This is a genomic window from Variovorax sp. GW822-FHT04E09 (assembly GCF_058800845.1).
This window is the reverse complement of the sequence record NZ_JBXAMR010000002.1, coordinates 526,062-537,683: the sequence shown is the minus strand read 5'-3', so window position 1 is coordinate 537,683 and position 11,622 is coordinate 526,062. Positions and strand designations below refer to the sequence as shown.

The following is an 11,622-nucleotide window of genomic DNA, read 5'->3' as shown; positions in this document are numbered from 1 at the left end:
CGACCTGCCGCGCGGGCCGGTCAGTACTCGTCGTTGTTGCTGTAGCCGACGAGGTTTTCGAACTTGGTGATCGGCTTCAGGAAGGCCAGCTTCACCGTGCCGGTCGGGCCGTTCCGGTGCTTGCTGATGATCACCTCGGCCACGCCCGGCTCCTTCGACTCCTTGTTGTAGTAGTCGTCGCGGTAGATGAACATGATGATGTCCGCGTCCTGCTCGATGGCGCCGGATTCGCGCAAGTCGCTCATCATGGGGCGCTTGTCGGTACGGGCTTCCACGCCGCGGCTGAGCTGCGACAGCGCGATCACCGGGCACTTCAGTTCCTTGGCCAGCATCTTCAGGCCGCGCGAGATTTCGCCCACGGCCGTGGCGCGGTTCTCGTCGCCCGAGCTGCTGGTGGACATGAGCTGCAGGTAGTCGACCACGATCAGGCCGAGGCGCCCGTACTGGCGCGCCAGCCGGCGCGCATTGGCGCGTAGCTCGCTGGACGAGAGACCCGGCGTTTCGTCGATGTGCAGCGACACCGTGCGCAGCTTCTCGATCGCCTCGGTCAGGCGCGGCCACTCTTCGTCGCTGAGCTTGCCAGTGCGCAGGTGGCCCTGGTCGATGCGGCCGATGGAGCCCACGATACGCACCGCCAGCTGGGCGGCGCCCATTTCCATCGAGAACACCGCCACCGGCAGCCCCTCTTCGAGCGCCACGTGTTCGGCGATGTTGATCGCCAGCGAGGTCTTGCCCATCGAGGGACGCGCGGCCAGCACGATCATGTCGCCCGGCTGCAGGCCCGAGGTCATCTTGTCGAAGTCGTTGAAGCCGGTGCGCACGCCCGTGATGTCGTTCGGGTTCTCGGCCATCTCGGTCACGCGGTCGAGCAGCTCGACCACCAGGGAATCCATGCTCTGGAAGCCCTGCTTCATCCGCGTGCCTTCTTCGCCGATGTTGAAGATCTTCTGCTCGGCTTCGTCCAGGATCTTGTCGACAGGCTTGCCCTGCGGATTGAAGGCGTTGGTCGCGATCTCGTCGGCGGCGGTCACGAGCTTGCGCAGGATGGAGCGCTCGCGCACGATCTCGGCGTAGCGCCGGATGTTGCTCGCACTCGGCACGTACTGCGCAAGCGAGTTCAGGTAGACCAGTCCGCCGATGTCGTCGGCCTTGCCGAGGTTCTGCAGCTGCTCGAAGACCGTGATCACGTCGGCCGGCTTGCTGGCATTGATCAGTCCGCCGATGGCTGCGTAGATCAGCTTGTGCTCGTGGCGGTAGAAGTCGCCGTCGACCAGCAGGTCGCCCATGCGGTCCCAGGCGCCGTTGTCCAGCAGCAAGCCCCCCAGCACGCTGGATTCGGCCTCGATGGAATGAGGCGGAATGCGCAATTGCGCGATCTGGCGGTCGGCCGACGAATCATTGTCGGCATAGGAGAAAACGGCGGACATGGACTTCCCTTGCAACCCTGCATGCTAAGCCGCGCAGGGCGCGGCGTGTGTGGACAAGGTTGTTAATAAACAGTGAACTTCCGGTGCGGCGAGGTGGACAACTCGCGCGCAGAAAAGAAAAAGCCGCCCGAAGGCGGCTTTCTTGCGTCAGCGCACCGGGCGCTGCGAACGATCAGGCGGTTTCGCCGTAGACCGTGACAGTGATCTCAACGACCACGTCGGTGTGCAGCGAGACGCTCACGGTGTTGTCGCCAACGACCTTGATCGGGCCGTTGGGCAGACGCACTTGCGACTTGGCAACCTTGTAGCCCTGCTTGTTCAGCTCTTCGGCGATGTCGCCGTTGGTGACCGAACCGAACAGACGGCCGTCCACGCCAGCCTTTTGGGTCAGCTTGACGGTCGAGCCGGCGAGCTTCTCGCCCTGGGCTTGCGATTCGGCCAGCTTGGCGGCCGCAGCCTTTTCGAGTTCGACGCGCTTGGCTTCGAATTCGGCCTTGTTGGCAGCGGTGGCGCGACGGGCGCGGCCCGACGGGATCAGGAAGTTGCGTGCGTAACCGTCCTTGACCTTGACGATGTCGCCCAGGCCGCCGACGTTCAGAACCTTGTCCAGAAGAATGATTTGCATGGTGTGTGCTCCTTCTTAGACGCGGTGCTGGTCGCTGTACGGCACCATGGCCAGGAAGCGCGCGCGCTTGATGGCGGTGTTCAGCTGACGCTGGTAGATCGCGCGCGTGCCGGTCAGGCGTGCGGGGATGATCTTGCCGTTTTCGCTGATGAAGTCACGCAGCGTGTCGATGTCCTTGTAGTCGATTTCTTCGACGCCAGCGACGGTGAAACGGCAGAAGCGCTTGCGCTTGAACAGCAGCGACTGGGTGTTGCGCTTCGGGCGCTTGTCTTTGTTGAATTTCTTGAACGTGGCCATTGGGGGACCTCTTGTCGAAAATTAATCTTGCTGAAAATCCTGGATGTGCAGGACCGGATGCTTGCCGTTGCCCGGTGTCGCGAGAAACCCCTGGAATCGCCAGAGACTTCCCATCGACTGCGCTGCGAGCCGCTCGGCGATGGCGCCGAACGCAACGGCCTTGAGGGCCGTCTTCACCTGCCGGGGCTTTCCCGCCTCCTGGAGCGTCGACTCATGGTCGAGCTTCAGATCGAGGGCGGGCAGGCCGGCTGGCGTGTATCGCAGGGTTCCGAGTTCGGCGACAGAGGCGGTCAGCAGAAGCTGGTTGACCCCGGTCGCCGCAGCGGCAGCCGTCACGCCATCAGTTGTTGTTGGCGGCGTATTCGGCCTGCTGGGCCTTGCGGGCCTCTTCGCGCTCGACCGTCTTCATCATCGACGAAGGACCGGTGTCGGCCTTCTTCTTCTGAACGGTCAGGTGACGCAGCACGGCATCGTTGAACTTGAACGCGTGTTCCAGTTCACCCATCACGGCTTGTTCAGCTTCGATGTTGACGCACAGGTAGTGGGCCTTGTTGAGCTTGTTGATCTGGTAGGCCAGCTGACGGCGGCCCCAGTCTTCAACGCGGTGGACCTTGCCGCCGCCGGCCGTGATCAGGCCCTTGTAACGCTCCAGCATGGCCGGAACTTGTTCGCTCTGATCCGGGTGGATGAGCAAGATGATTTCGTAGTGACGCATGGCACTCCTTGTGGATTCTTCCGTGGAAGAGGAAAAGCCACCCGCAGCGTCGGGCGCGGTATGGCAAGGCAAAGCCGGCCATTATAGCCCTGTGTTGCGCGATCCGGCAAGGCACCTCAGTCGTTGAGGGCCTTGTCGAGGGCGGCGGCCTTCTCCGGTCCCACGGCGGCGCGGATCTTGGGTGCCAGTGCCAGGAGGTCTTCGTAGCTGGTCGTGCCTTCGACCTGAAGGTTGAGCCGGAAGCCCATCAGGCCCAGGCTGCCGGTCAGCTGGGTGGCGATGGGGTATGCGTCCTTGTAGCGCTGCTGGCGGCTGCGACCGGAAGACGCAGCCGGCGGCGGGGCCGCCGAAACTGCAGGCGCCGCGGCTGGCGGCTGGCCGGCCAGAGGCGCCAGCAGGCCCAGCGCGACCATCTGATCGACCTCCTCGCGCCCGATGCCCAAGCCCGAGGCCAGCACGTCGTCGATCGAGCGCTTGCCGTCGAACTGGATGAAGGCCGAGCGCTGGCGCGGCGTCAACGGCACCGAGCGGTCCTTGAGGACCTGCTGTCCGGCTTCCGTCTTGACAAGAATCATGGGGGTCTCCGGCGAAGTGCTGACACGGGCCCTGACGGGCCCGCATCACCTCAGGCAGGCAGCCGGATTGCGCCGCCTGCGAATGTCACGAGTCTGACACCGGAAACGCACTTTGTTTCACTTGCACGGGCGGGCACGGGGGAATCCCCCATGGGGATTTCCGCCATCCGTCGCGCTGCACCACGCGGCGGGGCATGCCCGCCGCGCGCTGGCTCAGCCTCTCTGGGCCAGTTGCTGCCAGGTGTCGATCACGCTGTCCGGGTTCAGCGAGATCGATTCGATGCCCTGCTCCGCCAGCCACAGCGCGAAGTCCGGGTGGTCGCTGGGGCCCTGGCCGCAGATGCCGACGTACTTGCCTTCGGCCTTGCAGGCCTTGATGACGCGGCTCAGCAGCGCCTTGATGGCCGGGTCGCGCTCGTCGAAGTCGGCCGCCAGCAGCTCGAGGCCGGAGTCGCGGTCCAGGCCCAGCGTGAGCTGGGTCAGGTCGTTCGAACCGATCGAGAAGCCGTCGAAGAACTTCAGGAACTCTTCCGGCAACACGGCATTGCTCGGCACCTCGCACATCATGATCAGCTTGAGCGCGTTCTCGCCGCGCTTGAGGCCGTGCTCGCCCAGCAGCGTGGTCACGCGCTCGGCCTGGCCCAGCGTGCGCACGAAGGGCACCATGATCTGCACGTTGGTCAGGCCCATGTCGTTGCGCACGCGCTTGAGCGCCTCGCACTCCATGGCAAAGGCTTCGCCGAAGTCGGCGCTCAGGTAGCGCGCGGCACCGCGGAAGCCCAGCATCGGGTTTTCTTCTTCGGGTTCGTAGCGGCTGCCGCCGATCAGCTTGCGGTACTCGTTCGACTTGAAGTCCGAGAGGCGCACGATGACAGGCTTGGGCCAGAACGCAGCGGCGATGGTCGCAACGCCTTCGGTCACCTTGTCGACATAGAACGCGCGCGGCGAGGCATGACCACGGGCCACCGACTCGACGGCCTTCTTCAGGTCGTTGTCGACGTTCGGGTAGTCGAGGATCGCCTTCGGGTGCACGCCGATGTTGTTGTTGATGATGAACTCGAGGCGAGCCAGGCCCACGCCGTGGTTCGGCAGCTGCGCGAAGTCGAAGGCGAGCTGGGGGTTGCCCACGTTCATCATGATCTTCAGATCGATCTCGGGCATCACGCCGCGCTGCACTTCGGTCACTTCGGTCTCGAGCAGGCCGTCGTAGATGAAGCCGGTGTCGCCCTCGGCGCAGCTCACGGTGACGAGCGTGCCGTCCTTGAGCAGGTCGGTGGCGTCGCCGCAGCCGACCACGGCCGGAATGCCGAGTTCGCGCGCGATGATGGCCGCGTGGCAGGTGCGACCGCCGCGGTTGGTGACGATGGCGGCGGCGCGCTTCATCACCGGTTCCCAGTTGGGGTCGGTCATGTCGGTGACGAGCACGTCGCCGGCCTGCACCTGGTCCATCTCGCTGATGTTGTGCACGATGCGCACGGCGCCGGTGCCGATCTTCTGGCCGATGGCACGGCCTTCGGCCAGCACGGCACCCTTGCCCAGCAGCTTGTAGCGCTGCTCGGCCTTGCCCTGCTGCTGGCTCTTCACGGTTTCGGGACGCGCCTGCAGGATGTAGAGGTGGCCGTCGGTGCCGTCCTTGCCCCATTCGATGTCCATCGGGCGGCCGTAGTGCTCTTCGATGACCAGCGCGTAGCGGGCCAGTTGCTCCACGTCGGCGTCGCTCAGCGAGTAGCGGTTGCGCTGCTCGGCCTTGACGTCGGTGGTCTTGACCAGCTTGCCGCTCGCCTTCTTCTCTTCGGGCGTGGCGAACTCCATCTGGATCAGCTTGGAGCCGAGGTTGCGGCGGATGACGGCCTTCTTGCCGGCCTTGAGGGTCGGCTTGTGCACGTAGAACTCGTCGGGATTCACCGAGCCCTGCACCACCGTCTCGCCCAGGCCGTAGCTCGAAGTGATGAACACGACCTGGTCGAAGCCCGACTCGGTGTCGATGGTGAACATCACGCCGGCGGCGCCAAGGTCGGAGCGCACCATGCGCTGCACGCCGGCCGAGAGCGCGACCACGTCGTGCTCGAAGCCCTTGTGCACGCGGTAGCTGATGGCGCGGTCGTTGTAGAGGGAGGCGAACACCTCCTTCATCTTGTGCAGCACGTCGTCGATGCCGACCACGTTCAGGAAGGTTTCCTGCTGACCGGCGAACGAAGCGTCGGGCAGGTCTTCGGCGGTGGCCGAGGAGCGCACGGCGAACGAGGCGGCGGGGTTGCCGGCGCTCAGCGTGGCGAAGGCCTCGCCGATGGCTTTCTGCAGGTCGGCCGGGAATGGCTGGGCCTCGACCATGGCGCGGATCTCGGCACCGGCCGCGGCCAGGGCGCGCACGTCTTCGGTGTCCAGCGCAGCCAGGCGCTTGCTGATCTTGTCGGCCAGGCCGTCGTGCGCCAGGAATTGGCGGAACGCGTGGGCCGTGGTCGCAAAACCGGTCGGCACGCGCACGCCCTGTGGCAGCTGCGAGATCATTTCGCCGAGGCTGGCGTTCTTGCCGCCAACCGACTCGACGTCGGTCATCCTCAGGTTTTCAAATGGCACGACCAGTGCGGTCGCCTCGAAAAGTGCAGACATGGGGAAGCTCCAGAAGTTGAAACCGGCGCTGCATGCAGACGGCGCAGCACGATCGTTGTCGTTGCTTTGGGTGCGGTCGCGGTGTGCATGGAAAGAATTCGAGGGGGTGGGGAAAGCGGATTCCCGATAATGGCCCGGATTGTAGGCGTGGCAGGTCGCGCGCGCCGCAGGACTCCGCCGCAAAAGCAACACCATGCATACACGCACCGTTTTCTTCGTCTCCGACGGCACCGGCATCACCGCCGAAACCTTCGGCAATGCCGTTCTGGCCCAGTTCGAGATGAAGCCGCGCCACGTGCGGCTGCCGTTCACCGACACGGTCGACAAGGCGCACCAGGCGGTGCGGCAGATCAACCACACGGCCGAAGTCGAGGGCGTTCGGCCCATCGTCTTCACCACGCTGGCCAACATGGACGTGCTGGGCGTGATCGAAACCGGCTGCAAGGGCATGCTGCTGGACATGTTCGGCACCTTCGTGCGGCCGCTCGAAATCGAGCTGGCCATGAAGTCGAACCACCGCATCGGCCGCTTCAGCGACGTCAGCAAGAGCAAGGCCTACAACGACCGCATCGCGGCCATCGACTTCAGCCTGCAGCACGACGACGGCCAGAGCCACCGCGACCTGGAAGGCGCCGACGTGATCCTGGTCGGCGTGAGCCGCAGCGGCAAGACGCCCACCTCGCTCTACCTGGCGATGCAGCACGGCCTGAAGGCGGCCAATTACCCGCTGATTCCCGAAGATTTCGACCGCCGCCAGCTCCCGCCGGCGCTGAGCCCGCACCGCAAGAAGATCTTCGGCCTGACGATCCAGCCCGAGCGGCTGAGCGAGATCCGCAACGAACGCCGGCCCAACTCGCGCTACGCCAGCCTGGAGAACTGCCGTCACGAAATCAGCGAGGCCGAGGCCATGATGCGGCGCGCCGGCATCCGCTGGCTCTCGACGACCACCAAGTCGATCGAGGAAATCGCGACGACGATCCTGCAGGAGTTGCGGCCGGAGCGGCTGGTCTATTGATTTGCTACCTTTTCAATAGCAAACACCACCCGCCCGACGGACTATCCGAACAGATACTGCGTGACGCCGTCCGCACCGGCCACCGGCTGGCAGGGCATGCGCCAGACGGCCTCGATCAGCGCGGGCTGCAGCACCTCGGCGGTCGCCCCCTGGCGCAGGCCGCCGGGCGCACCCAGCACCACGACCTCATCGGCATAGCGCCGCGCCAGGTTCAGGTCGTGCAGCACGGCCACCACGCCCACGCCCCGCGCCGCCCAGGCGCGCAGCAGGCGCATCGCCGAATGCTGGTGCGCAAGGTCGAGCGCGGCAGTCGGCTCGTCGAGCAGCAGCCAGCGGCTCGCGCCGTCGGGGCGCGGATGCCAGAGCTGGGCCAGCGCCCGCGCCAGATGGACCCGCGCCTTCTCGCCGCCCGACAGCGTGTTGAGGATGCGCGGCGCCAGCGCCGTGACGTCGGTCAGCGCCATCGCCTCGGCCATGATCGCGTCCTCGTCGCGGGTCGGCGCGCGACGGTGCGGGTAGCGGCCGAGCGCGACGATGTCCTGCGCCGTGAAGTCGAAGGCGACCGCGCTTTCCTGCGGCATCAGGGCCCGGCGCAATGCCAGCGTGGGCATGCCGTGGTCTGACAGTGGCCGGCCGTCGAGCATCGCCCTGCCCTGCGTCGGCTCGCGCTGGCCGGCCAACACCGACAGCAACGTCGACTTGCCCGCGCCGTTCGGGCCGAGGATCGCGGTCACGCGGCCCGGCGCCAGTTCGACCGACGCGTCGGCCAACAAGGTCTTGGCACCGATGCGCACCTCGACGCCGACGCACGCCAGCGCCCCGTGTCCCCTCGCCGTCGTCATATGCGCCCCCTGAAATGCCGCAGCATCAAGAGGAACATCGGCACGCCGATGAAGGCCGTGAGCACGCCCAGCGGCAGTTCGGCCGGCGCCATCACCGTGCGCGCCACCGTGTCGGCCGCGAGCACCAGCGCCGCGCCCAGCAGCGCCGAGGCCGGCAGCACGACGCGGTGGTCGGGCCCGGCCACCATGCGCACCCAGTGCGGCGCGATCAGGCCGATGAAACCGATGATCCCGGTCGTGGCCGTCACCGCACCCACCGCCACCGCCGTGATGACCACGGCGCGCCGCTTGGTGCGCTCCACGTCCACGCCGAGCAGCGCCGCCTGCGCCTCGCCGAGCGCGATGGCGTTCAGGGGCGAAGCGAGCGACGCCGCGGCCCAGCACGAGAGCAACACCGCCACCCCCACCAGGATGACCGCGCTCCAGCGCGCTCCGCCCAGGCTGCCCAGCAGCCAGAACTGCAGGCTGCGCAGCTGCTCGTCGGTCGCCATCACGCTCAGCAGGCCGAGGCCGGCGCCGGCCAGCGCGTTGATCGCGATGCCCGCCAGCAGCATCAGCGCCATGCGCGTACCGCCTTCGCTGCGCGACAGACCGTAGATCAGCAAGGTCACGACGAAGCCACCGCCGAAAGCCATGAGCACCAGCGTCCAGCTGCCGAGCGTGCGCGGCAGCATCGGCCAGAACGAGGCGCCCAGCACGATGGTGACGCCGGCCGCCAGCGCCGCGCCGCTGCTGATGCCGATCAGCCCCGGGTCGGCCAGCGGATTGCGGAACAGCCCCTGCATCAGCGTGCCCGCCATGCCGAGCCCCGCACCCGCCGCCACGCCGAGAACCAGGCGCGGCAAGCGGATGTTGAGGAACACGAGGTGCTCGGGCGACTGGCCGCTTGCACCCTGCCCCAGCGAGGTCAACACATTCCAGAGCTGCGAAAGACTGATGGCGTAGGCACCCGACACGGCGCCCACCGCGAAGGCCGCGACGAGCAGCACCGCGCTGCCGCAAAGCACGGCACGCGCCCCGAAGCGCTGACTCATTGAGTAGCCTTCGCGCTTCGCGCTGCGGTATTCGCCTTGGGAGCGGCCCGGCGGCTCATGCCAGCGCGGCCCGGAATTTGTCGTGCAGCTCGCCGATGGCGGCCGGCAGGCGCGGGCCGAAGCCCAGCAGCAGCAAGGCGTCCTGCGTGATGAGCGCGCGCTTCTTGTACGCCGGCGTGAGCGCCAGCTCAGGCCGCTGCCAGAAGCGCTCGACGCCGCCGTGCGCCTCGATGCTCTGCGTGCTCGTGAGGATGATGTCGGGCGCCGCACTGGCCATGGCCTCGGCCGTCATCGGCCGGTAGCCGTGGAAGCCGCCCAGCGCATTCACGCCGCCCGCGAAACCGATCACCGCATGCGCTGCGGTCTTCTCGCCGGACACCTGCGGGCTCGCGCTGTGCGACAGCACGAACAGCACCTTCGGCTTGCGGCCCTTCGCGCCGCCGATGCGCTGCAGCACCTGCGCCCATTCGGCATCAAGCCGGGCCTGCAGTTCGCGCGCCTGCGCCTCCTTGGCAGCGGCGCGGCCCACGGCCTGCACCTTGCGCTGCACTTCGCCCCAGCTGTGGTCGGCCTCGATGATCTCGACCTTGACGCCGGCCGTGCGGATCTGGTCGAGCACGACGGTCGGGCCCGACTCGTTGGTCGCGATGATCGCGTCAGGCTTCAGGGACAGGAGCCCTTCAGCCGACAGCTGGCGCATGTAGCCCACCTTGGGCGTGGCGCGCGCCGCAGCGGGAAACAGGCTGGTCGTGTCGGTGCCGACCAGCTGGCCTTCGGCGCCGAGCGCATAGACCACCTCGGTGATCGCGCCACTGACCGTGACCAGCCGCGGCAGGCGCTTGCTGTCCTGCGCGAACGCGGGCCACGCGCCCGCGCCGAGCGCTGCAGCAGACAGCAGGCGCAGCGCATCACGGCGACGCGGCACGGAAGAAGAAAGAAAAGAGGAATCTCGTTGTTCAGTCATGGGGTCACGGACAGCGAAAGAGAAAGATGCGCGTCAGCCGCGCCGGGGAATGTTGTGCGCGATGCGCCAGAGCACACCGGTCGGGTCGGTCAGCGTGAAATCGACCATGCCCCACGGGCGCTCGGCGGGCGGCGTGGTCTGCACTGCGTAGCGTTCGGTCAGCCGCTGCGCCTGCACGCGGTCCCACCAGGCCAGCGCGTCATCGACGAGCAGATGCATCATGAAATTCTCTGCATGGGTCTGGACGTAGAAGTCCTGCAGCAGGAAGCTGCTCTCGCCACAGAAGAAGTAAGCAATGCCGTCCTCGTTCGAGGCCAGCGTGAAGCCCAGGTCCTGGTAGAAGGCGATGGAGAGCGCGAAGTCTTTCGCCGGCACGAAGGCCTTGATCTCGACCACGCCCGGAACGGCGTCGGCACTCATCGCGCTTGCACCTCAGAAGTGGCCAGGCGCGAGAGCTTGGCCACGATCTGGCGCCACTCCGTACGCTCGGGCACGCCCGGCTTGCGCGCACCGAAGAACATCGCCATCAGCTCGCCCTCGCCATCGAAGGCCTCGACCGAGGTCACGATGCCGTCGCTGGTCGGCTTCTGGACGATCCACACGCTCGCGATGCGGTCTTCGCGCAGGTGCAGGTTGAAGCCGGGGTCGAGCACGTTGAGCCACTGCATGCCATGCATCTCCATCGGCTCGATGCGCACGACCGGCCCCGAGTGGATCTGGATGCAGCCGGGGCTGCCGACGAACACCATGATCGGCGTGCCGTCGAACGAAGCCTCGAGCAGCAGTTCGCGCACCGCACCCGTTTCGGCCCGCTGCGTGAACTCGCCTTCGGTGAGGCGAAAGCTCTGCTGGCGCTCCACGTCGAACTTGTTGAGCAGGCCGAAGAATTCGTGCGTGTCCTGCATGCCGCGCCAGGCGTCGGCCAGTGCGACCGCATCGATAGCGCCGTCGTCGCGTGGCGCCGCCTTCTTCTCGGCGGGCACGAACTGCACCGGTGCGTCGGGTGCGGCGGTGTAGGTGTCGATGACCGACTGGAACGCATCGCGGTCGGTCGCATCGCGCACGAAGATCTTGTGCACTGCCACGCCCTGCGGGCTGAAGAACTGCAGGCTCAGCGACGGCGGCACGCCGGCATTGGCCGCCGCCTCGCTGACCGCGAACCCTGCATGCCAGCGGCTGAAGAACAGGCGCAGGTCGATGACCTCGCCCAGCGCGAGCCCCATCGCGTCGCTGCCGGACACCTTCTCGTAGACGCCGGTCTTCTCGTGCACCGTGGTCTCGTTGCGGGTGAGCGCCAGCACGGGGCCACACAGCTCCAAGGCTTGCAGCAGCTCGACCCACGGGCCCTTCAGCCGCGTGGCGCGCAGCGCCTTGTCGTGCGCGCCGGTGTGCGCCGCAATGGCAGCGCCTTCGCTCAGGCCCATGGCCGCGGCCGCGTCCTTGTGGCGCATGCCCTTGGCGCGCAGTTCGGCAAAACGGGTGCGGATGTCTTCGGCATTCATCGGGTGTCCTTTGTTT

Annotated in this window: 13 protein-coding genes; 1 reads left to right on the top strand and 12 read right to left on the bottom strand. The window is 66.8% G+C overall.

All coding sequences use genetic code 11. The annotated features are described in order from the left end of the window. Window positions 1–20: 20 nt before the first annotated feature. The 7 genes from dnaB to ppsA all read right to left on the bottom strand — a co-directional run bounded on the left by dnaB (window position 21) and on the right by ppsA (window position 6,249). Entirely contained in the window at window positions 21–1,427 is a 1,407-nt protein-coding gene (gene dnaB, locus AC1RL8_RS09880; RefSeq protein ID WP_062473012.1) for a replicative DNA helicase, read from the bottom strand. A 172-nt stretch (window positions 1,428–1,599) separates the two neighbouring features. Further along, window positions 1,600–2,052, bottom strand: a complete 453-nt coding sequence (gene rplI / locus AC1RL8_RS09875; RefSeq protein WP_056583114.1) for a 50S ribosomal protein L9 — start codon at window positions 2,050–2,052, stop codon at window positions 1,600–1,602. 15 nt (window positions 2,053–2,067) lie between these two features. Continuing rightward, entirely contained in the window at window positions 2,068–2,349 is a 282-nt protein-coding gene (gene rpsR / locus AC1RL8_RS09870) for a 30S ribosomal protein S18 (RefSeq protein ID WP_007830781.1), read from the bottom strand. A 21-nt stretch (window positions 2,350–2,370) separates the two neighbouring features. Continuing rightward, window positions 2,371–2,685: a primosomal replication protein N gene (gene priB / locus AC1RL8_RS09865; RefSeq protein ID WP_062473014.1), complete on the bottom strand. Its 315-nt coding sequence runs from the start codon at window positions 2,683–2,685 to the stop codon at window positions 2,371–2,373. Between the two features lie 4 nt (window positions 2,686–2,689). Next, entirely contained in the window at window positions 2,690–3,064 is a 375-nt protein-coding gene (gene rpsF, locus AC1RL8_RS09860) for a 30S ribosomal protein S6 (RefSeq protein ID WP_062473016.1), read from the bottom strand. A 116-nt stretch (window positions 3,065–3,180) separates the two neighbouring features. Then, a complete protein-coding gene (locus tag AC1RL8_RS09855) occupies window positions 3,181–3,639 on the bottom strand; it encodes a hypothetical protein (RefSeq protein WP_492685177.1) in 459 nt (152 codons plus the stop codon). Window positions 3,640–3,852: 213 nt separating this feature from the next. Then, complete coding sequence (ppsA, locus tag AC1RL8_RS09850; protein ID WP_062473021.1) at window positions 3,853–6,249, bottom strand: phosphoenolpyruvate synthase; 2,397 nt, start codon at window positions 6,247–6,249, stop codon at window positions 3,853–3,855. Window positions 6,250–6,442: 193 nt separating this feature from the next. Between ppsA and ppsR the strand changes: the two genes are divergently transcribed. Next, a complete protein-coding gene (gene ppsR / locus AC1RL8_RS09845; RefSeq protein ID WP_062473023.1) occupies window positions 6,443–7,264 on the top strand; it encodes a posphoenolpyruvate synthetase regulatory kinase/phosphorylase PpsR in 822 nt (273 codons plus the stop codon). A gap of 41 nt (window positions 7,265–7,305) precedes the next feature. On the opposite strand, the gene AC1RL8_RS09840 is transcribed toward ppsR, so the two are convergent. From AC1RL8_RS09840 to AC1RL8_RS09820, 5 genes are read right to left on the bottom strand one after another with little or no spacing between them, the layout of a single operon-like run. Beyond that, entirely contained in the window at window positions 7,306–8,106 is an 801-nt protein-coding gene (locus AC1RL8_RS09840) for a heme ABC transporter ATP-binding protein (protein ID WP_492685176.1), read from the bottom strand. Continuing rightward, window positions 8,103–9,140 (bottom strand): FecCD family ABC transporter permease, encoded by a 1,038-nt coding sequence (locus AC1RL8_RS09835; protein ID WP_492685175.1) that lies wholly within the window; start codon window positions 9,138–9,140, stop codon window positions 8,103–8,105. Before AC1RL8_RS09835 ends, AC1RL8_RS09840 begins: the two co-directional genes overlap by 4 nt. 55 nt (window positions 9,141–9,195) lie before the next feature. Then, entirely contained in the window at window positions 9,196–10,104 is a 909-nt protein-coding gene (locus AC1RL8_RS09830; RefSeq protein WP_492685174.1) for a heme/hemin ABC transporter substrate-binding protein, read from the bottom strand. 33 nt (window positions 10,105–10,137) lie between these two features. Next, entirely contained in the window at window positions 10,138–10,524 is a 387-nt protein-coding gene (locus AC1RL8_RS09825; protein ID WP_062473030.1) for a VOC family protein, read from the bottom strand. Further along, window positions 10,521–11,606, bottom strand: a complete 1,086-nt coding sequence (locus AC1RL8_RS09820) for a hemin-degrading factor (RefSeq protein ID WP_492685173.1) — start codon at window positions 11,604–11,606, stop codon at window positions 10,521–10,523. Before AC1RL8_RS09820 ends, AC1RL8_RS09825 begins: the two co-directional genes overlap by 4 nt. Between the last annotated feature and the right edge of the window lie 16 nt (window positions 11,607–11,622).

Coding starts and splice junctions, on each gene's coding strand:
- rplI (WP_056583114.1), bottom strand. CDS start 2,052: ATGCAAATCATTCTTCTGGACAAGGTTCTGAACGTCGGCGGCCTGGGC.
- rpsR (WP_007830781.1), bottom strand. CDS start 2,349: ATGGCCACGTTCAAGAAATTCAACAAAGACAAGCGCCCGAAGCGCAAC.
- ppsR (WP_062473023.1), top strand. CDS start 6,443: ATGCATACACGCACCGTTTTCTTCGTCTCCGACGGCACCGGCATCACC.
- AC1RL8_RS09840 (WP_492685176.1), bottom strand. CDS start 8,106: ATGACGACGGCGAGGGGACACGGGGCGCTGGCGTGCGTCGGCGTCGAG.
- rpsF (WP_062473016.1), bottom strand. CDS start 3,064: ATGCGTCACTACGAAATCATCTTGCTCATCCACCCGGATCAGAGCGAA.
- AC1RL8_RS09835 (WP_492685175.1), bottom strand. CDS start 9,140: ATGAGTCAGCGCTTCGGGGCGCGTGCCGTGCTTTGCGGCAGCGCGGTG.
- AC1RL8_RS09855 (WP_492685177.1), bottom strand. CDS start 3,639: ATGATTCTTGTCAAGACGGAAGCCGGACAGCAGGTCCTCAAGGACCGC.
- AC1RL8_RS09820 (WP_492685173.1), bottom strand. CDS start 11,606: ATGAATGCCGAAGACATCCGCACCCGTTTTGCCGAACTGCGCGCCAAG.
- ppsA (WP_062473021.1), bottom strand. CDS start 6,249: ATGTCTGCACTTTTCGAGGCGACCGCACTGGTCGTGCCATTTGAAAAC.
- dnaB (WP_062473012.1), bottom strand. CDS start 1,427: ATGTCCGCCGTTTTCTCCTATGCCGACAATGATTCGTCGGCCGACCGC.
- AC1RL8_RS09825 (WP_062473030.1), bottom strand. CDS start 10,524: ATGAGTGCCGACGCCGTTCCGGGCGTGGTCGAGATCAAGGCCTTCGTG.
- AC1RL8_RS09830 (WP_492685174.1), bottom strand. CDS start 10,104: ATGACTGAACAACGAGATTCCTCTTTTCTTTCTTCTTCCGTGCCGCGT.